We start from the raw sequence: 20,812 nt of genomic DNA, 5'->3' as shown, positions 1-20,812 counted from the left end.
TTACTTCCCGGCGACGTGGCGAAAGAGACGCCAGCCCCGTGGGGCGTCGCGTTTGGACTGCTGCAGGGTCTCCATCAGCCGGATACGCTCGGCCCGCTTTTTCGACTCCTGTAGCGCGAGCAACATGTGTCGACGACTCATCGGCGCATCGGAAGGCTTGGAGACCGGGACTTCGGGCCGCCCGAACAGACGGCGAAAGCCACCGAACCAGCGATGCGACGGCTCGCTCGGATGGACAAACGGGGTGGTGTGGGTCGTCATGGGGAATCCTCGAGCGCGAACCGGATCGTCGGGTGACAGTAAGTGCCTGCCAGCACCGTCCAATCTGGACCGTCACCTGTTAGCCGCATGTTCCCGTTTCCTTGAACATCGCGCAGGTGGGACGAAATCCACCGACGGCCCCCATCCCCGGAGCCGATGAAGCACTACTGGCAGGTCCCCGTCCCGTAACCTCAACGCCCCTGCAGCGCCCCGTAAGCCGCCAATGCTGCCGCCCGCGATTCACCCAGATCCACCATCGGCGCCGGATAACCGGACTTGCGCAGCAGCGACGGATCCTTCCACGGCTCGTGCCGCAGCGCCGGTACCGCGCCGGCCAGCTCGGGCAGCCAGCGCGCCAGGTACTCGCCCTTGGCGTCGAACTTCTGCGACTGGCTGACCGGGTTGAACACGCGGAAATACGGCGCGGCGTCGGCGCCGCAGCCGGCCACCCACTGCCAGCCCAGCGAGTTGTTCGGCAGGTCGGCGTCCACCAGCGTGTCCCAGAACCAGCGCGCGCCGTGGTGCCAGTGCTGGCGCAGGTTCTTGGTGAGGAAGCTGGCCACCACCATGCGCACGCGATTGTGCATCCAGCCGGTGTGCCACAGCTCGCGCATGCCCGCGTCCACCAGCGGGATGCCGGTGCGACCGCGCTGCCAGCGCTCGATCAGCGTGTCGTCGGCCTTGGCCCAGGGAAAGCCGTCGAACTTCGGGTTGAAGTTGGCGGTGTGCGTTTCCGGGAAGTGGAACATCAGGTGATGGGCGAACTCGCGCCAGCCCAGCTCGCGCAAAAACGGCTCCACGTCCGGCCGCTTGCCGGTGCGCCTCGCCAGCAGCGCATGCAGGCCGGCCTGTGCCTGGCGCGGCGAGATCTCGCCGAAGTGCAGGTGCGGCGAAAGCCGCGAGGTGCCGTGGCGCGAGGGGATGTCGCGGCCTTCGGCGTAGTCGTTCACCGCGTCGTCGGCAAACAGCTCCAGCAGTTCCTGCGCGCCGCGCTCGCCGGGCGTCCACGCCTTGGCCATGCCGGCATCCCAGCGGATGCGCGGCAGCAGCTCCAGCGACTCCAGCGATACGCCGCCCTCAGCCGTTGCTCCGCGCAACGGCTGTGGCACCGGCAGCGGTTCGGCGTCGTCGATCAACGTGCGCAGGTTGCGCCAGAACGGCGTGAACACCCGGTACGGGTCGCCCGTCTTGGTTTCCACCTGCCACGGCTCGCGCCACAGCGCCGCGTTGAAGCTCTGCGCGGCCACGCCCTGCTCGCGCAGCGCCTGCTTGATGCGAGTGTCGCGCGCGATCGCGGCCGGTTCGTACAGGCGGTTCCAGTACACCGCCTCGGCGCCGGTCGCCTTGATCAGTGCGGTGAGCGCGCCGAGGCTGTCGCCGGAACGCAGATGCAGCTCGGCGTGGTGGGTGTGCAGCGAGCTGCGAAGGGCCTCAAGCGAGTGATGCAGCCACCAGCGGCTGGCCGCGCCCGGCGCCCAGTCGCCGTCTTCCTGCGGCGCGTGGATGTACACCGGCAGCACGCGCTCGTGAGCGGCGCAGGCGGCATGCAAGGCGGGGTTGTCGGCCAGGCGCAGGTCGCGGCGCAGCCAGACGATGGCAAGAGACATGGGGCATCCGGTGCAGGCAATAGCCAGAGCGTACGCGGAACCCGGTTAGCCAGATGCATGGCGGCGCACCGCCGAAGCGGTGCCGCCGCGTCAACGCGGGATCAGCCCGGCTGGGCCTGGCGTTCCCGGGCGAGATGGGCGGCCTGGTCGATCGCCGCCATCAACTCGTAGCCGCCGAACGGCTTGCGGATGAACACGCTGCTTTCCGGCAACAGCGTCGCTTCCGCACGGGGGTCGGCCGAGATCACCACCAGTGCCACCTCGGGGTGGCGCGTCATCGCCTCATGGCAGATGTCCACGCCCGTGGCCTCGCCCGCCAGGATCACGTCGGCAATCAGCACGTCCAACCGATCAAGACGCGACATCAGATGCCTGGCCCCGTGCGAGCCCAGCGCACAAGACACCTCGAACCCACCCTTGCCCTCCAGCAGGATGCGCATGGTCTCAAGCACGGCAGGATCGTCGTCGACGATCAGGACCACCCGGGTGGCGCTCATCTCTTCCCCCAGCCCGCACCTACAGCAGATGCGGCATAAGCCCCACAGTCTACCTGCGCGCCGCTCGAGCGGAAGAATCCATTTCCAACCTAGGAAAAAATCCTAGCCGGCGCGGATCAAGACAAAAGAAGCAAGACCGACCGACGCCGGAGTGCAGGCCAGATAGCCGCCGGTCGAGCAGGAGAGCCCAAGCAGCAGCACGGCCACCAGCACCAGCGTCGCCGCCAGCCCCACCGCATCGATCACCGCTTCGGTGCGCATGTCGGAAAGTCCGCAAAAAGATGCGGCCCGCTTGGGCAACTCGTCTTTCGTGGTGATGACAAATGGCCAGACTCGGCCCCGTGTTCCCTGCCCCGCGGCGCGCCCCGCCGCCCACGGGGGCGGAGGAAGTCAGCCTGAGGCCGCTCCCTCCGCCCGCATCCCGCTACTGGTACGTGGGGTGCTCCCGCACGAAGCAGGCACTGCTGACCAACGGCACGTGCGTCGGGTGCGCGAGGTAGGCGGCGTGCTCCTCCTCCACGCCGGGCCGCGGGGCTGGCCGCGGGTTCAACCGCTGCGTGTCGTCGACGGCATCGAGCATGCCCTGCAGCTTTTCCACATCGCGATGGATGGCATCGCCCATGATCGACAGCGTCGCCTTGTTGTACTCGGCGTGGTCGGCACAGGTGACCACGTTGGCAAGCGCGCGCAGGCTGCTGAGCAGCAGTTGCATGTCGTCGAGCTGCTCCAGGGTGAGGCCGTAGCTGTAGCGCTTGGCCGCCGCGGGTTCGGCGGTGTCCGCGGCCTCGGTGGGCGTCTCCGTCTCGTCGAAGTCCGCAGCCGTCTCGGCTTTGGGCGCTTCCTCCGACGCTCCCTCGCCACGTTCCGCCGGATAGGAGAGTTCGTCCAGCACCCACCCTATCTGCTCCTCGATCAGTTCAAAGCAGATCGCCACCTCGCCCGGGCGAATCTCGTTGTAGCACTCGCTGTCTTCGTCCGGCCGCCGAGGTCGGGCCAGGTTGGTGAGGAAACCCACGTACTCGCGCAGCTGCTTCAGCCGTAGCTGGGTATCTTTCGGCAGAAAATAGCCGGTGACATTCCGATCTTCCGAATCGATGGTCGACATGCTTGCCTCCTCGTTCCATGAAGTACCCGTGCGCCAGGGTGGCGACGGGAAGTCGGGAGGTTCGAAACCGCTTAGAGCCGGCGGGCGTATTTCCCTTGCGGGTGTTGTATTAGCCGCCCTCCCGACGCAGGTGTTACGTCGGATGCACCCACAGATGCAGGCACAAAAAACCCACCGGTTTGACGGAGGTGGGTACCGCTCTAAGGGGAGTTTCGACGCTCCTTGGGATCGAGTCTGCTACCGGGGTGGATCAGAGTCAAGGCGAGTATGCATCGCGATCAGCCTGCAAAAGGTAACGCGTGGTAAGGCGGCCTAAGTTGTGTTCAACCAGCCTACGAACGAATTTAATTAGCCACGTCCCAATTATTGCAATGTCCATCGTCATCGGGGCCGTGATACACGGACCTTCTCATCGTCGGTCCGATACTCCGCACTCTTGACCGCACTGACTTGCAGTTCGCCTAGGTGCATCTGCAACGCCACCTCCCGAGTATCAGCTTCCATCTGCATGGCTCCCTCAGGCTCGATGTCCTCCGGCTTCTTCAAGGTGATGCTGGGAAACCAGTAGTCCCCGTCCTCATCGAACTCGAATAGGGAGACGCGCTCAACGCCCCCATCAGCCCCTCGTCCAGAACCCTCAACACGAGAGGCTTTGTTAAAGAGCACCACGTTGCGTCCCGCATCCGCCTGCCCTCCATCGTGTTGGACTGACTTGAACAGGATGCCGTCGAGACTCAGACGAGGATGTGTGGCCAGAAAGTCAGCGACGGCCTGGGCACATTCAAGCCTTTCTTGATCCAGCATCGGCGGCATATCCGGATGCTGCAAAAACTCGTTAACCCATCTGCGGCAAATGCTGAGCGATAGCGTCCAAGAACGACCGAGTATCAAATCGGACTTTCTCACCGACGGTTATGAAATGCGCATCTTGCGACAAGCCATCCTCGAAACGCGGCGGGATCTGTCCGTAGAACACTGCAAACAGCACATTGAATGCAAAGCCGAGCTTGCCAATTTCTTCCTCCATACGCTCAATTGTAAAACCTTCGTTAGAAAATTCGATCATCACCACGTCTCGACTCGCATCGTTGTGCCCAATCAATTTATGTCGATACTTTTCCCACGTATCGCGCACTTCGTCGATGCAATGTTTTGCCTGGATGCAATGTGTCGAGTGAATTTTCACGCATAGTCGATATAGCGAGCAGAGCGAGGCTACGTCCTTTCTCTTGTCCACCAATGCGCCTATATCGATGATCGCTTTTGAAATAGCGCAGTGGCGAACCTCGCGCCAAAAGTCACCATATCGAGTGTTAGGGTCCATCATGAACGGCGACACTTCGCGAGTGCGTTCGATCTCTTTGAGCAGCATGAAAGCGGAATAACACTCCCCTAGCCTGCCGTGAGTAAGGTTCACGTGGTTGCCGATCTCAGCTAACTCTTCCTCGGTTAAGCGTCTTCCGCCTTCCATCATCACCCCTCCCCTCAGGATGGCCTAAACTCTAAGATTCGGCGCCCTGTAAGGAATCAAAGTAGCCGTCGCATCCGTTGAAATAACCTTCAAGGGCTTTCATCACGTCGGCCAACGCCGTCAAATCAAGCTCCTCATAAGCAAGCGGGATGGGATTTCCCTTGGTATCCACAGGGTATCGATAGGAGAACGATGCGGGATCAACCTTGGAAAATTCCGCAATGATCTCAGCAACGACAGGATCTGTCTCTTCTACATCCTTGCAACCGTAACCATCCAGTAACTTAGTAAAAGCCTTCCAGAGTACATCGAGGTCATGCTTATTCCAAATTGCTTCAACGCCGACAGTGGAGCCATACGTTGCAATGAGATACTTGAGGGATAGCTCAATAAATTGGCGATAGTTGAAAATAATGGGGTAGACCAGTTCATCGCGGTCGAATCGATCAGCTTCTCCACGCTCGACCATCAAGTCTGCCGCTTTCTTATATCCAGCCATCATCATCACCAAACGACTGTGCGCGTATGGCTCGATAAGGGCGTTTTGTGGTCGGCTTGTAGACTGGATGAACGCCCTGTCCCCTTTGCGAGGCCAGCGAAACTCGCGGTCAAGAAGACTTTCGAACTTCGCCCCATCACTCATGTTTGTAGCCCGTGTCTACCTGAGCCCCTCCGTCATGATAAAACGCTAAAGGGGACGGAGGGAATTAATTCGCCATAACTGCGCCGTTCCGTTTTACGGTTACTCGACCACGGTCAACAGTCCGGCCACCTCTTTCAGTTGCCGACGGACGATCATCTTCTCGATCACGTCTTCCAGTGCGCCCCGCACCTGGCTGCTGGTATTGCGAATACCGAACCCGCGTGAGACGGCTTGGATCACCTGATCGCGCGTAGCCCCAAAGCTCCGTTGAACCAGCTGGGATACGGCCACCTCGACCTCGGTAGGCGGCAGCATTTCCGCTTTCCGAAGCGCAGTCGCCGTGACCTCCGAGCGATCCCTCGGCACTGGCTCACGGCCAGGAAGGGACAGGAAGTCGCCATGTCGCGCGATGCGTTGCGTCTTGGTTGCAATCTCGATGGAGCGTTCCACAGCATCCTCGATTCGCCCACCGGCACGCTTTAATCCCCAGGCTTCTCGTATCCGCGTAATGACCTGATCCCGGTGGACCGGTCCTTCGACGCGGACAGCTTCTTCGACCAGTTGGGTCAGGATGCCCTGAGGCGCTTCATGAAGGTCCACCACCACATGCCGGGGTCGCGTCAGGGTGACTTCCTGATAGGGGGCGAACCCCACCTCGCCCCCGTCGTCTTCAACGGACTCGCGCTCCACATAGGGCGCTTCCGTGTCCAACTGCACGGTCAGGGCCACCTCTTCCTGGTGCTCGTCATACTCCGCCTTGATGGTTTCGATACGGCGGACCAGCTGATCCAACTGCTCACCCGGTCGCTGAAACCAGTCGGTGCTCCAGATCCGATGGATGGTCCAGCCATGCTCCTCCAACACGGCTTGCCGCAGACGATCGCGGTCCCGCGCTGAGCGCGAGCTGTGGTAGGCGGCACCGTCGCACTCGATTCCCAGGAGGAACCGGCCCGGACGCTCCTCGTCCAACACAGCCAGGTCGATGAAAAAGCCGGCAAGGCCGATCTGGGCCTGAATGTCGTAGCCACGCGCCCGCAATGCGTTGGCCACTTGCTCCTCAAACACGCTGTCGTGGTCCCGCCCCGTGACTTCGGCCATAGGAAGCCGCCCCGTCCTCGCGTATTGAAGGAACAGGCGGAAGGCATAGACGCCCTTCTTGCTCGCCGCGTAGGTGGGGTCAATATCCTCATCGGTCATCGAGGCGAACACATCGCATCGCTGCTTTGCGCGACTGATCAACACATTCAAGCGCCGTTCGCCGCCGTCAGTGCCCAGCGGACCGAACCTCATCGGCACTCGTCCATGGGGAACGGAGCGGCCGTAACCCACCGAAATAAAGATGACGTCGCGTTCGTCACCCTGGACGTTTTCCAGGTTCTTGACGAAAAACGGCTCAGATCGGTGTGCCCTGAAGAAGTCTTCAACCTCCGCGGGCAAGCCCCGACGCAACACTTCGAGCTCATCAATGATGGCCCGTCGCTGCGCCGCAGAGAAAGCCGCAACGCCAAGCGACAACTTCGGGTAGGTCTGGGCATGAGCGATGATCGCCTCAGCGACCGCCTTGGCCTCGATCAGGTTGTTGCGCTTGTTACCGGTATCGAACAAACCGTCGTGGATGTGGTGGAACCGCAAGCCTCGCCCGCCCTGAGCGGTGTAGGGGCTGGGCACGATAAAGAGCTTGTTCTCGTAGAACTGGCGGTTGCTGACGGCAATCAGTGACTGATGCCGGCTGCGGTAATGCCAACGGAGCATCCGGGTGGGCAAGCCCCGGGCCATGAAGAGGCCGAGGATGCTCTCGATATCGGCGACGGCAGCCCCCTCTTCGTCCTCGTCATCCTCGCTGCTTGAGGTCATCTTGGCGAAGAACGCGGTCGGCGGCAGCTGCTTGGGGTCGCCCACCACTACCACCTGCTTGGCCCGGGCAATTGCCCCGAGCGCATCCACGGGCTGGATTTGACTGGCCTCATCCATGACCAAGAGATCGAACTCCATGGCACCCGGCACCAGGAACTGCGCCACGGACAAAGGGCTCATCATAAAGACCGGCTTGAGCGCCCGCAGTGCAGGGGCAGCCTTCTCGACGAGCTTACGCACTGCCATATGGCCCCTGCGTTTCTGGATCTCGCCGCGCAGCACACCCAGAGGCCCGAGTGCACTGCCATCCCGCGGCGGAACGCTTTCGTAGTGTGCCTTGACCACCTGTACGCTCGCTGCGGCAATGCGCTGGCGATCGAGATCCGCGAACTCCTGGACCAGGCGCCCGTGGGTGGAACCATCGAAACGAGCCAAGGCGGGTTGCGCTCGCGCCATCCGGGCGTAGGTTGCCTCGAAATACGCCATTTCAAATGCGGACGTCACCGTGTCCGGGCTCAGCCGGCCGTCCCCCAAGCGAGTGACCAGTTCACCGCACCCCATGGAAGTGGCCTTGGCTGAGCGGTCGCGATAGTTCACCCAGCGGAAGAGCTGCTCATGCTCTTGGCTCCAACGCTGAAGTCGCCAGGCCATGGTTTCCAACAGTGCGTCGGAGAGGGTGCCGCCTATCGAGACTTCAACATCCAGTTGGAGGTCATCGGCCAAGGCTTTGAAGCTGGCCTGGATGTGGGCTTGGGAGGCAGCAAGGACCTTGGCGCGCGGCAATAGCGCTTCTCGCTCACGGACCCGCCCCGCCAAGGCGCGGATATCCTGGTTCTGCTCCAGCCAGGATGAAGCCGTCTTGAGGTGGTCCCAATCGGATTGCTCCGCTTTCCACGCGTCATCGAATGCCGCCTGTCCTAGAGCAACCTGATCGCGGAGGGTCTGCCGATCCCGTTGGCCTGCCTGCAACTCTTCTAATACTGCGTGGATGGCTCCAGCTTCTTGTGCCCCGCTGGTCACCCAGTTAGCCGCTGCCGTGTGAGCTGCGGTGTAGCGCGAAGCAACCTGCACCAGGACGTCCAGATCCGCACGCTCGACCGAAGCGACCTCACCGAAAGACGATCCCCGGGCACGCCCCAGATCGTCCCAAGCCGCCCGCAAATCCCGCTCGATCTGGAAGCATGCGCCCGACAGCTGTTTGGCGCGGGCAGCCACTTCCGTTTTTTCCGGGCTCCGTGAGGCGATAAGGCGAGGCTCGGCGCCCAAGCCTTTCAGGGACCGCATCCACTCCACCAGCGCCAGGAGAGGCGCCGAATGCGACCGCGCACCACGCCAGTCGTCTCCAAAGGCGCTACGTCCGAAGGTGTCCTCTCCCTCAATCACCTTCTTGGCGTTCTGCCCCTTCGCTAAGGTGTCGAGAAGGCCCAAGGTCATCGGCAAAGGTTGGTTCGGAGTTGCCAGGACTGAACCGACCAACCGATTAGCCGCCCGCCACTCTCCGCTGAAGAAGCGGAACATGCTGGTTCCACGTGCAGCCAAGACGGACCGGGCCGAGGCAAGATCCAGGGACCAGGCCATATCGATGAGCTGGGATCCGATGCTGGCCTTGGCGCCCTCGTAATCGGCCACGGCCTGCGCCAATTCACCGGCTCGCTCGACGCCGCCGTCCCACAGATCCGAGGCAAAGGTTTCGGGGCTGGCCGGCGGAGCCGCCGCAACCCGCTCACCGATGCGAGCCAAGGTCTGAAAATCCCCGAGGGAGCCACCCGGCTCTCTTCCCAATAGGCGAGCCAGCGCCGCCGCCTCTCCCATCAAGCGCGGAAGTTCGTCCGGAAGGCGTGCCAGGCGCTTGAATTGCTCTGCGCTGAAAGCCTCAGGCAGCTCGCTCAACGCGAGCAACGTCTCTTCCAGGCTGGCGTCCCAAGCCGTCTCAGTCACTCTCCCCAGAAGGGTCACGTGCTCCGCGGTGTAACGCTCGCCAAGGTTCAACAATTCGGTGATGGGCCATGGGTTCTGCCAGACCTCGCTGCCCATGGCGGCTTCGGAAAGTGTCGGCGCAGGGGCGAGGCGCTGAAGCAACTCCACCATCGGCGGCACATCCGAGAGCCGCAAGGGTACATCCAGTTCCAGCAAGGTGGCGGCCGTATTGAACTGCTGCCGGGCTGTGGCCAACTGTTCAGAGAGCTTTTGCACGCGCCCGACCAAGCGGTCCGCATCCATCGGAGAAATCGCGTCAAGGCCCACTCCGACCCACGCATGATCTGCGGGCTTGCCGATCTCCGCGACACGGCTCGCCAAGTCACTCAGCAAGTCCAAGCGAGCGACAAAGCCGTCCCGCCCCCACTGTTCGGGCGCCATCAGTTGGATGTCGTTGGGGCGCTCGCCCTGCTCCCTGAGCCGGACGAGCTGGCCCATCACCTGAAACGGGGTCAGTCCTGAAGCCGGATCCGGCTCATGAAGCCGCTGCACGTGGGCATTGAGCTTGTCCCGGGCTTCGGTAAGTCGGTCGAACAAGCTGCCATGGCTGGGTGCCTTAGGCGCGCCCAGCTCCCAGGTACGCCGCAATTCTTCGAGCACCGCCCGCTTGCTGGTTTTGTTGCTATGGAGTTCCAAACAGGCATCGCCCACCCCGCGATCGTCGAGGCGACGCTTGACCACGTCCAGGGCGGCCATCTTTTCGGCCACGAACAACACGCTTTTGCCGTCTTTGACGGCGGCCGCGATGATGTTGGCGATGGTCTGGCTCTTGCCTGTGCCCGGTGGGCCTTGAATGACCAAGTTCTTCCCACGCCGCACCTCGTGGATGGCCAGCGCTTGGGAGCTGTCGCAGTCCAGGATGTGGAGCATTTCGGCAGGTGGGATCAGCGGATCAATATTGGCGTCTTCGTCCACCAAGTCATCGCTGCCAGCGAACCCATCGGCGAGCAATGAGCGGATCAAGTGGTGTTCGCTGATAGTGGCGCCCTTGGGCCACACTGCCGGGTCCAGATCCCGATACATCAGAAATTTGGCGAACGAGAAGAAGCCCACTGTCATGTGGTCGGGCAGCACTTCCCAATCCGTCTTGACCTCGACACTCTTACGGACCTGTTCGATGTAATCGAGTGGTTCAAACGTATCTGTGGCCTCGAATGCGGGCATGCGCAACGCGTGAACCCGATCCAAGTAGGCTTCCAGTGAGAGGTTGGAAGCAAAGTCGTCCTGCCGAGCTTTCAGGTTGAACCGTTCGCCAGCGTTGCCTCGGTCGAGTTGGACCGGAATGAGAAGCAGCGGGGCATAACGGACGTTCTCGGCATTGTTGGGATCGACCCATTTGAGCGCGCCCAGCGCCAGAAAGAGCACGTTGACACCCTGCTCTTCCTCCAGGGTATTCGCATCGAGATAGAGCTCCAGGAGGCGCTTCTGAAGGCCCTTGCTGGTCAGTCGCGTCTGAAGCTTGGTATCGGCATGCCGGCGCAATACGCCGCGCTCGTCCGTGCTGTCGTCGTCGGGCTGAGCGAGATCTTCGATTTCATCAGGCTCAACCGCTGGCGATGCATTTTCTGCCTTGTCACTGATCGCGTAGTCGGCAGCCCCTTCCTCGACCGCACTCGAGGGAGGCGCCAGCTCTTTGGCTTCGGCGGCACGCCCGGCCACGAAGGTGAAAGTTTTCCCCTCGCGAACCAGTAAGCGGAAGATCTCTTCGGTCTTTTCGTCAACGATCTCGATCGAACGACCGCCACGGGCACCCCGAGGCATGTTGAGCAGCCGGTTACGGGCTGAAAGATCCAGGAGCTCGACGCGGGCGCGCTCCAATTTCTCGGCGAGCGGCAGATTGCTCTGAAAGATCGCCCGGTCGTCCCCAAAAGCGGTGGTGGCCGCTCCCTGTTCCGCTTCCATAAGTCCCCCTCCCTTCCACCCCGGAAGCTCCGAGGCGTGATCCAGCGCTCAGAATATAACCATCTGATCTGTAGGCGGCAGCATCCGGCGTCGCGTCATGCATGGCCATACGTGCGCAAGCACCATACGCACGAGCCAAGCGAACATGACATCGCAAAGTTCAAAACAAATGGATAACAGAAGTTGGCGGAGAGAGTGGGATTCGAACCCACGGAAGGTTTGACCCTTCGCCGGTTTTCAAGACCGGTGCCTTAAACCGCTCGGCCATCTCTCCGTTTGGATTGTCCGGATGGCATTGCACCATCCGCTTCAAGCTTTTGTCGGCATCAGCGCTGAGGCCGACCCCAGGTTGCGGCCACAAGTGCAGCAACCGCCGCGCATGGTATCAGGATCGTGGCGCGACTCGGGACTCGGGGTGCTTGCGCGAGAGCAAGGCCAGCGATACGGCCAGGATGATCACCGGGATGATGGCGCCGAGCAGCGGCAGGATCAGCACCGGCTGGCGCACCACCATCGGCACCAGCTGGGTGGCGGCGCCGAAGGCGACCGTACCGATGCGCAGCCAGCGGCGCGTGCGCCCCAGCCACAACGCCAGCGCGGTGAACGCCAGCGCCATCCAGGTCAGCACCAGGTCCACCGGCGGCAGCTTCCACACGTCGGCGAAGCTGAGCCGGGTCACCAGCACGGTGGCCAGCACGATCAGCAGGCTGAAGGTGGTGAACAGCTCCACCTTGTCCCAGGAGCGGCGTGCCGGGGTGTTCACGCCAGCGTGTCCAGGCCGCGCAGGTACGGGCGCAGCGCGTCGGGCACGGTGATCGAGCCGTCGGCGTTCTGGTAGTTCTCCATCACCGCCACCAGGGTGCGGCCCACCGCCAGGCCGGAGCCGTTGAGGGTGTGCAGGAGCTCGGGCTTGCCGGTGGCCGGGTTGCGCCAGCGTGCCTGCATGCGGCGGGACTGGAAGTCGCCGCAGTTGGAGCAGCTGGAAATCTCGCGGTAGGTGGCCTGGCTGGGCAGCCACACTTCCAGGTCGTAGGTTTTCACCGCGGAGAAGCCCATGTCGCCGGTGCACAGCAGCACCTTGCGGTACGGCAGGCCCAGCTTCTGCAGCACGGCCTCGGCGTGGCCGACCATTTCCTCGAGCTGGTCGAACGCCTGCTCCGGCGTGGCCAGCTGCACCATCTCCACCTTCTCGAACTGGTGCTGGCGGATCATGCCGCGGGTGTCGCGACCGTAGCTGCCGGCTTCGGCGCGGAAGCACATGGAGTGCGCGGTGAGGCGCATCGGCAGTTCCGCCGCCTCGACGATGGAATCGCGCACCAGGTTGGTCAGCGCGACCTCGGCGGTGGGGATCAGGTAGCGTTTGGTCTCGGCGACGTTCGTGGCGAACAGGTCCTCCTCGAACTTCGGCAGCTGGCCGGTGCCCTGCATGGTGTCGGCGTTTACGATCAGCGGCACGTTGCACTCGAGGTAGCCGTGCTCGCCGGTCTGCAGGTCGAGCATGAACTGGGCGAGCGCACGGTGCAGGTGCGCCAACTGGCCGCGCAGCACGGTGAAGCGCGCGCCGGAGAGCTTGGCGCCGGCGTCGGCATCCAGCCAGCCGTGGCGGGCGCCGAGGTCGACGTGGTCCTTGATGGCGAAATCGAAGCTGCGCGGCGTGCCCCAGCGCAGGATTTCCTGGTTGTCGTGCTCGTCCTTGCCCAGCGGCACGGAGGCATCGGGGATGTTCGGAATGCCCAGCGCGATGTCGGCGAGCTTCGCCTGCACCTCGGCCAGGGCCGCTTCGTTGGCCTTGAGCTTGTCGCCGATGCCGGCGACCTCGGCCATCAGCGGCGCCACGTCCTCGCCCTTGGCCTTGGCCTGGCCGATCGCCTTGGAGCGCGTGTTGCGCAGGTTCTGCAGCTCCTGCGTCTCGGTGGCCAGGCGCTTGCGCTCGTTCTCGAGCGCCTCGACGGCGGACACGTCCAGCGCGTAACCGCGGGTCTCCTGGAGACGGGCAGCGGTTTCGGCCAGGCGCGTGCGCAGCAGGGCGGGGTCCAGCATGGTGGTTCCTTCGGGCGGACAAGGCGTGGAATTATCGCGGTCGCCCGCATGGGCGCGCAAACGTCATGCGATGTAACACGCGCTGCACATCCGGTTCGCCAGACTGCCGCGGCCGTTTGGCCCCCGGCAGGCACCCGCCACCACCCTGGACTCCCCGATGCACCGACGCTCCCGGCCCGTTCTCGCGGCCCTGCTGATCGCCCTTGCCCTGCCCGCGCTGGCCGATACCACCTCGCTGGATTTCTCCCGTGCACCGACCGGCACCGCCCTGCCCGCCGGCTGGCAGCGCTACACCATGTCCCGGCACAAGCCGCCGGCCGCGGTGACGGTGGAAACCCTCGATGGCCGCAGCGTGGTGCACATCAATGCCGACCGCAGCGCCGGCGCCATCGTCGACCGCTTCCGCGCCGCGCCCGACGCCACCCTGGCCTGGCGCTGGAAGATCGACCACACCGTGGCCAAGGGGAATCTCGCCAAGCGTTCGGGCGACGACTTCGCCGCGCGGGTCTACGTGTTCTTCGACGTGCCGACCAGCCAGCTCAGCTTCGGCCAGCGGATGACGCTGTCGATCGCCCGCCACCTCACCGGCGAAAACCTGCCCGCGGTGGCGATCTGCTACGTGTGGGACAACCACCACGCCATCGGCACCGTCGCCCCCAACCCGTTCTACGCGCCGGTGCACACCTTCGTGATCGAGAGCGGCAACGCCAAGGCTGGCCAGTGGGTCGCCGAGACCCGCGACCTGGCCGCCGACTACCGCAAGGCCTTCGGCCGCGACCCGCCGCCGATCACCGGCATCGCCATCGCCTCGGATACCGACAACACCCGCTCGCAGGCCAACGCCTGGTTCGGGGATATCCGGTTCACGCCGGCCGCAGGCACCGCGTCGCGTTGACCTAGCCCTCGCCGCGCGCCTTGCGCCGCGCCTGGCGCAGCGCGGCGAGCTTCTCGCGCAGTTTGATCTCCAGCCCGCGGTCCACCGGCTGGTAGAACTCAGTGCCGACCAGGGCGTCGGGCAGCAGTTGCTGGTCGAGCGCGATGCCTCCTTCGGCGTCGTGGTCGTACTGGTAGCCCTTGCCGTAGCCCAGGCCCTTCATCAGCTTGGTCGGTGCGTTGCGCAGGTGCATCGGCACCTCCAGCGTGCCGGTCTGCGCGACCACGGCGCGGGCCTGGTTGTAGGCGGTGTAGGCGGCGTTGCTCTTCGGGGCGATGGCCAGCCAGATCGCCAGCTGCGCCAGGCCCAGCTCGCCCTCCGGGCTGCCCAGCCGCTCGTAGGTGTCCCAGGCGTCCAGCGCCATGCGCCAGGCGCGCGGCTCGGCCAGGCCGATGTCCTCCACCGCCATGCGGGTGAGGCGCCGGGCCAGGTACAGCGGATCGCAGCCGCCGTCGAGCATGCGGCACAGCCAGTAGACCGCGGCGTCCGGATCGGACGAGCGCACGGACTTGTGCAGCGCCGAGATCTGGTCGTAGAACTGCTCGCCGCCCTTGTCGAACCGGCGGGTGCGGTCGGCCAGCACCTGTTCCAGCGTGGTCTGGTCGATGCGGCCCTCGTCGGCCAGCTCGGCGGCGATCTCCAGCAGGGTGAGCGCGCGGCGCACGTCGCCGTCGGCGGCTTCGGCGATCAGCCGCAGCGCCTCGTTAGGCACACTGAGCCCCTGCCCGCCCAGCCCGCGTTCGGTGTCCTCCAGCGCGCGCTGCAGGGCCTGCACAATGTCTTCCGGCGACAACGCCTCCAGCACGTGCACGCGGCAGCGCGAAAGCAGCGCCGAGTTCAGCTCGAACGAGGGGTTTTCGGTGGTGGCGCCGATGAACACGATCACCCCACGCTCGATATGCGGCAGGAAGGCGTCCTGCTGGGCCTTGTTGAAGCGGTGCACCTCGTCGACGAACAGCACGGTGCGGCGGCCCTGGGCGAAGTTGGCCTCCGCCTCGGCCAGGGCCTTGCGCACCTCGGGCAGGCCGGACATCACCGCCGAGATGGCGCGGAAATCGGCCTCGGCGTAGCGCGCCACCAGCAGGGCCAGGGTGGTCTTGCCGCAGCCCGGCGGCCCCCACAGCACCATCGAATGCACCCGCCCGGCCTCCAGCGCCCGCCGCAGCGGCTTGCCCGGCCCGACCAGCCGCTGCTGGCCCACCACTTCGTCCAACGTACGCGGGCGCATGCGCTCGGCCAGCGGCTTGAGCGCTTCGGGCTCGACAAACAGGCTGCCGTCGGGGGTGAGGGAGGAGCGTGACATTCCCCGATCATAAGGCAAGGCCCCGCCCCACCCGGGCGCCGACGCATGAAACCTCAGACACCCGGCACGGGGCCGGGCCACCCGGTATCATTCGTCCCCGAGCTCCCTTCACCCGGACCGGATCCCATGCCCGGATCGTCACGCCCCTCCTCGCCCGTCCGGTTCGTACCCTGGTCGCCGCGTCCTTCGGGACGGGAGGCATGACGGCAGCATGAGTACGCGATGGGGGCATGCCCGGTACGGGTGGTCATGGCTGTTGCTGGTGTTGCTGTGGGCCGGAGCGACTTCGCCGCTGCGCGCCCAGGCACCCGATCCGTGGGCGCCCTTCCTCACCCCCTGGTTCGAGCGCGTCGGCACCAGCGACGGCCTGCCCCACTCGGTCACCACCGCACTGGCCCAGGACACCCGCGGCCTGGTGTGGATCGGCACGATGGGCGGCCTCGTCCGCTACGACGGCTTCCGCATGCAGGTGTTCGATGGTGGCCGCGCGCCGGGTACCCTGCGCGACGCCTATGTGCGCACCCTGCTGGCCCTCCCCGGCGGCGACATGCTGGTGGGTACCAACGCCGGTGGATTGGCACGGTTCCAGGCTGCGACCGGCCATTTCCAGAACTACCCGACCGGCCCCGGCGGCGTCTCCGACCCGAAGATCTACGACCTGGCCAGCGATGGGCGCGGTGGCGTGTGGATTGCCACCGATCGCGGCATCGACCATCTCGACGTGGCATCGGGCAGGATCACCGTGGTGCCGATCGGCACCGTACCGGCACCGCGCAACTTCAGCGTGCTGCAGGACGACCAGGGCGACCTGTGGCTGGGCAACGACCGTGGCCTGTTCGTGCGACGCGCCGGCGCGTCGTCCTTTGTGCGGGTGGATGCCGCCGATCCCGCCATCTCCGCCGTGCTGCACAACCAGGTATGGGCACTGCACCAGGACCGGGACGGTCGCCTCTGGGTAGGCAGCGGCCAGGCTGGCGCGGTGTACCGGAACAGTGACGGCAGCTGGCACGCGGTGCCGGGCTTCAGCCCGTCGCCGAATCGGCGCAACTTCCCCACGGTGCGCCACTTCGCGCAATCGGCAGCGGACGAGGAGTGGATCGGCACCGACGGCGAAGGTGTGCTGATCTACCGGGCCGGACAGCCGGCGGCACGCCGGGTGTCCCACGACCCGGCGGTGGCCTCCTCGCTGCAGGGAGACTCGATCCGCGACCTGCTCTTCGACAGGGCGGGCAACATGTGGGTCGCCACCGATCTCGGCGCAGCCCACACCAACACCCAGGCGCAGATGGTGTGTTCGCTGCTGCCCTCGCCGCTGGCCCGGTTCGGTCTGTCCGAGAGCAACGTGCAGGGCATCCTGGTCGACAGCCGCGGGCGGATCTGGCTGGGACTGGGCAACGGCCACATCGACCTGATCGATCTGAAGCAGGGCAGCCTGCAGCACCTGGTCATGGGCGGCGCGCAGAGCCACCGCGACGTGCTGGCATTCACCGAGACCCCGGACGGCACCATCTGGGTCGGCACGCTGGGCCTGGCCAGGATCGACCCGGACACCCTGCGCGTCACCAACGATGTGCTGCCACCGTTGACCACGCATCCGGTGCTGAGCATGACCAACGTGGACGGGGTCCTGCTGATGGGGACCTACGACGGCGTCTACCGGTTCAACCCGGCTACGGGGCAGCTCGACCACTTCCGCCACAACCCGGCCGACCCGACCTCGCTGGCCAGCGACACGGTGCGCTACATCGCCCAGGTGGACGGCAAGATCTGGTACGCCACCACGGCAGGCATCAGCGTGGCGGACCGCGCTGGCGACGACCGTGGCTTCCGCAACATCCGCCAGCAGCCCGGCCAGCCGGACGGCCTGCCGCACGACTACGTCGGTTCGATCGCCAAGGACGCCAGCGGCAACCTGTGGCTGGCCACCTTCGGCGGCGTGGCCGAGCTGCCGGGAGGCCGGCTCGATCCGCAACCCCGGTTCCGCATCTTCGATACCGCCTCGGGACTGTCCAGCGACAAGGTCAACGCCGTGCTGCCGGACGACCGCGGCCATCTCTGGACCAGCCTTTCCAACGGCATCGCCATGATCGATGTCGCGACCGGTGAGGTCCGCAACCTCGGCGCTCGCGACGGGCTGCACATTCCCAGCTACATCTACCTCGCCACGGCGCGGGCTCCCGACGGATCGTTGCTGTTCGGTGGCCAGGGAGGCCTCACCCTGGTGCGCAGGCACGCCAATGAGGAAAAGCCGGCAGAGATTCCCCCTCCGTCGGTCACCTCCGCTCGGGTCGGTGGGCGGGAGCTGCCGCCCGGAGCCCTGCCCCGATCCGGCGACACCCTGACCATCGACAATGGCCATCGCGGACTGCAGCTGAGCTTCGCCGTGCTCGATTACCGTGCTGCGCTGGAAACGCACTACAGCTATCGCATGGAAGGTTTCGACGACGGATGGACCGACATACCGGTCGGCTCGTCCCCCAACGCCGTCTACACCAACCTGCCGCACGGCGAGTACTCGCTGCGGCTGCGCGCGACGACGCGAGGCATGTTTCCGACCACGGTCGAGTCCGACCTGCGGGTCGCGGTGCAGCCGCGCTGGTACGAAACGGTCTGGCTGCGCACCCTGGTCATCCTGGCCGGCATCGCCGCGGTATTCGCCCTGGTCCACCTGCGCACGATCTATCTGCGGCGGCAGGCCAAACGGCTGCAGCGACAGATCGACGAGCGCACCCGCGACCTGCAGGATGCCAACGCGCGACTGGACAAGCTGGCAGGCACCGACGAGCTCACCGGGGTCTACAACCGCCGCCGCTTCCTCGCGCTCGCCGAGGGCGTGCGCGCCCTCTCCGCCGAAGGGCAGGCCTGCCTCGCGGTGCTGGACCTGGACCGCTTCAAGGAGATCAACGACGGCTACGGCCACCTCGCCGGCGATGCGGTGATCCGCGCGATGACCGACATCATCGTCAACCAGTGCCGCCCGGGCGACCTGGTCGGACGCTACGGTGGCGAGGAACTGGTGATCTGCCTGCCCGACTGCACGGCGACCGAGGCGATGCGGGTGACCGGCCGTATCCGCGAAGCGCTGGCCCGCGCGGAGGTCCATCACGAGGGGCGCAGCATCCGGGTCACCACCAGCATCGGCGTGGCGGCCATCCATCGGCACGAGAGCATGGAGCAATGGCTTTCACGCGCCGATGCAGCGCTCTACGAAGCGAAACGTCGGGGTCGCAACTGCGTGGTGCTGGCCGGGGACTGACCGTTAGGGAGCACCAGGTGGGAATGGGCGGTCGTTTGCTTTTAACACTTCTGGTCGGCTGCCTCGCGGGCTGCTCCTCGCACGATCAGGTCGCGCGCTCAACATCACCGGACGGTGCCGTTGACGCCGTTGTGGTCGAATCAAATGGTGGCGCCACAACGTCCTTCACGTACGACGTATGCCTCGCTCCTCACGGTGCGAGTTGCACAGTCGCGAGCTCCTTGGTCCAACTCTATGGAGCCACTCGAAGCGATCAAGCGTATGGCGTAAACGTTCACTGGGCGAATACGTCGCTGGTCAAGGTCGAGTACTTGGAGGCCCGGCGCGTAAAGGTGCTGCGCCCAACGAAAGCAATCCTTGGCCGCACCGTCACCATAGCGCTGGTACCTGGTGTCAATGACCCCTCTGCTCCGCCTGGCGGCATGCTGTACAACCTTCCAGGTAGGCCGCAAGATGCTCTCTGACTCCAGTGTCAGTCGGTCGAGCCGTTGGCGTTGCTGCGCGCCATGGCGTAGTGGCGATAGACCGCGTAGCTGAGGCCGACCACGCCGGTGAGCGTCGCCGGTATCAGCAATACACGCTCGCCCATCCGCGCAAAACCGAGGGTCCCGAGGATCGCGCCGATGATGAAATGGCTGGCCACCAGCACGCACACGTGGATGCGCAGCATGTCCACTTCGAGCCCGCGCAGACGCTGGCCGAGATAGATCCCCAGGTCGGTGAAGATGCCCGAGACATGCGTGGTGCGGAACGTGGCGCCGCTGTAGGTACTGACCATGGCGTTCTGCAGTCCGCAGGCGGTGGATGCCAGGTAGATGCCGAGGTCGTGGTGGCCAGCGATCAGCGGCATCGCCGCGAACAGCAGCACCGACTCCATCATCAGCACCACGCCATAGCGCCGGCCCAACTGCAGCGTGCGCTGCTGCACGATGAAACCGCTGGCCATGGCACCGCCCAGGAACGACAGGATCGCCAGCCCCCAGTGCGCGATCTCGGCCAGGTCCAGCCGGGCCACCGCGAGGCCGAGTTCGGTGCTGGTGCCGGTGAGGTGGGTGATCGGCTGATGGCGGAAGCACAGGTAGCCGACCGAATTGATGCAGCCGGCCGCCAGCGCCAGCAGTCCGCCGCCGATCCAGGCCCAACGCGGCAGCTGTCGCAACATGGGGGTCGCTTCAATCCTTGATCGGCTGGGTGGTCAGCACCGGTGCATCACCGATCACATCGGCGCCCGGCGGCGGGGTGAAGTTGAACGTGCTGTCCGGGATGGGCGCATTGCGCTTCCAGTCGGAAAACCGGATCAGCGTGGTGGCGCCGAGCTGGTCGCGGAACACCATCTCGTCCAGGCCATCTTCGCCGAAGCCCAGCTCCGCATGGTCGAACTGAGGGTCCTTCGCCTTCGAGGTGAGGCGCAGCCACAGCAGTCCGTCATGCGCGCCTTCCTCGGTGACGGTGAACTCCTTGTCCATCCGCTTGACGTCGGTGAGCACGGTCAACGGGCTGTGCGATTCGGCGCTGCTCTGGGTGCGCACGGTCACCTGCTCCAGCTCGGGGTCGTACATCCACACGCGGCTGCCGTCGGCGACGATGGTCTGCTTGTAGGGCGCCAGCGTGTCCCAGCGGAACTGCCGCGGCGCCTCCAGCGCCAGCGTGCCGGAGCTGGTCTTGCCATCGTGGCCATTGGGATCGGTCAGGGTCTGGCTGAAGCGGCCGGTGAGCGAGTGCAGGTCGTGCGCGAAGGCGTCGAGCCGGGCGCGCGCCGTGTCGGTCGCCGCGTGGGCGAAGCCGGCCAGCGACAGGGCCAGGATGGCGAAGGAGTGGGAGACGAAACGCTTCATGGGAACCTGGGCGTGGGGGCGGTACGTGAAAGTGTGCGGAGCGGGAGCTTAATCGCGATTGTAGGAGCCCGCTCGCGGGCGATGCTCCTGCTCCTGATCTGCCAATGAAACAAAAGGCCAGAGCATC

Annotated in this window: 16 protein-coding genes and 1 tRNA gene; 2 read left to right on the top strand and 15 right to left on the bottom strand. The window is 64.9% G+C overall.

Annotated elements, in window-relative coordinates:
• From NC595_RS13465 to serS, 12 genes are all read right to left on the bottom strand, one after another.
• The gene (locus tag NC595_RS13465) at positions 1-261 is read right to left on the bottom strand and encodes a hypothetical protein (RefSeq protein WP_253567254.1); all 261 of its coding nucleotides are present in this window, start codon (positions 259-261) and stop codon (positions 1-3) included.
• 191 nt (positions 262-452) lie between these two features.
• Positions 453-1,868, bottom strand: a complete 1,416-nt coding sequence (locus tag NC595_RS13460; protein ID WP_253567252.1) for a cryptochrome/photolyase family protein — start codon at positions 1,866-1,868, stop codon at positions 453-455.
• 101 nt (positions 1,869-1,969) lie between these two features.
• Complete coding sequence (locus NC595_RS13455; RefSeq protein WP_253567250.1) at positions 1,970-2,365, bottom strand: response regulator; 396 nt, start codon at positions 2,363-2,365, stop codon at positions 1,970-1,972.
• A gap of 102 nt (positions 2,366-2,467) precedes the next feature.
• A complete protein-coding gene (locus NC595_RS13450) occupies positions 2,468-2,626 on the bottom strand; it encodes a hypothetical protein (protein ID WP_253567248.1) in 159 nt (52 codons plus the stop codon).
• Between the two features lie 163 nt (positions 2,627-2,789).
• Positions 2,790-3,470, bottom strand: a complete 681-nt coding sequence (locus tag NC595_RS13445) for an XAC0095 family protein (RefSeq protein ID WP_253567246.1) — start codon at positions 3,468-3,470, stop codon at positions 2,790-2,792.
• A 381-nt stretch (positions 3,471-3,851) separates the two neighbouring features.
• Positions 3,852-4,274 (bottom strand): RES domain-containing protein, encoded by a 423-nt coding sequence (locus NC595_RS13440; RefSeq protein WP_253567243.1) that lies wholly within the window; start codon positions 4,272-4,274, stop codon positions 3,852-3,854.
• Between the two features lie 31 nt (positions 4,275-4,305).
• A complete protein-coding gene (locus tag NC595_RS13435; protein WP_253567241.1) occupies positions 4,306-4,944 on the bottom strand; it encodes a hypothetical protein in 639 nt (212 codons plus the stop codon).
• 28 nt (positions 4,945-4,972) lie between these two features.
• Positions 4,973-5,584: a hypothetical protein gene (locus NC595_RS13430; RefSeq protein WP_253567239.1), complete on the bottom strand. Its 612-nt coding sequence runs from the start codon at positions 5,582-5,584 to the stop codon at positions 4,973-4,975.
• A gap of 99 nt (positions 5,585-5,683) precedes the next feature.
• Positions 5,684-11,317: a DUF3320 domain-containing protein gene (locus tag NC595_RS13425; RefSeq protein WP_253567230.1), complete on the bottom strand. Its 5,634-nt coding sequence runs from the start codon at positions 11,315-11,317 to the stop codon at positions 5,684-5,686.
• A 184-nt stretch (positions 11,318-11,501) separates the two neighbouring features.
• Positions 11,502-11,591, bottom strand: a tRNA-Ser gene (locus NC595_RS13420).
• Positions 11,592-11,702: 111 nt separating this feature from the next.
• Positions 11,703-12,080: an LrgA gene (locus tag NC595_RS13415; protein ID WP_253567228.1), complete on the bottom strand. Its 378-nt coding sequence runs from the start codon at positions 12,078-12,080 to the stop codon at positions 11,703-11,705.
• Positions 12,077-13,357: a serine--tRNA ligase gene (gene serS, locus NC595_RS13410; RefSeq protein ID WP_253567226.1), complete on the bottom strand. Its 1,281-nt coding sequence runs from the start codon at positions 13,355-13,357 to the stop codon at positions 12,077-12,079. Before serS ends, NC595_RS13415 begins: the two co-directional genes overlap by 4 nt.
• 157 nt (positions 13,358-13,514) lie before the next feature.
• Here serS and NC595_RS13405 point away from each other — a divergent pair, with 157 nt between their 5' ends.
• Positions 13,515-14,252: a DUF3047 domain-containing protein gene (locus NC595_RS13405; protein WP_253567224.1), complete on the top strand. Its 738-nt coding sequence runs from the start codon at positions 13,515-13,517 to the stop codon at positions 14,250-14,252.
• 1 nt (position 14,253) lies between these two features.
• Here the strand turns inward: NC595_RS13405 and NC595_RS13400 are convergent, their stop codons facing one another.
• Positions 14,254-15,594 (bottom strand): replication-associated recombination protein A, encoded by a 1,341-nt coding sequence (locus tag NC595_RS13400; RefSeq protein ID WP_253567222.1) that lies wholly within the window; start codon positions 15,592-15,594, stop codon positions 14,254-14,256.
• Between the two features lie 211 nt (positions 15,595-15,805).
• Between NC595_RS13400 and NC595_RS13395 the strand changes: the two genes are divergently transcribed.
• Positions 15,806-18,850 (top strand): ligand-binding sensor domain-containing diguanylate cyclase, encoded by a 3,045-nt coding sequence (locus NC595_RS13395; protein WP_253567220.1) that lies wholly within the window; start codon positions 15,806-15,808, stop codon positions 18,848-18,850.
• A gap of 472 nt (positions 18,851-19,322) precedes the next feature.
• Here NC595_RS13395 and NC595_RS13390 read toward each other — a convergent pair whose 3' ends face one another.
• Together NC595_RS13390 and lolA are read right to left on the bottom strand one after the other, a co-directional pair.
• Positions 19,323-20,012 (bottom strand): YoaK family protein, encoded by a 690-nt coding sequence (locus tag NC595_RS13390; protein WP_253567218.1) that lies wholly within the window; start codon positions 20,010-20,012, stop codon positions 19,323-19,325.
• 10 nt (positions 20,013-20,022) lie between these two features.
• The gene (gene lolA / locus NC595_RS13385; protein ID WP_253567216.1) at positions 20,023-20,685 is read right to left on the bottom strand and encodes an outer membrane lipoprotein periplasmic chaperone LolA; all 663 of its coding nucleotides are present in this window, start codon (positions 20,683-20,685) and stop codon (positions 20,023-20,025) included.
• Positions 20,686-20,812: the final 127 nt, after the last annotated feature.

Source organism: Dyella lutea (assembly GCF_024158035.1).
Taxonomy (GTDB): Bacteria; Pseudomonadota; Gammaproteobacteria; order Xanthomonadales; family Rhodanobacteraceae; genus Dyella_A; species Dyella_A lutea.
This window is presented reverse-complemented; position numbering and strand designations above follow the sequence as displayed.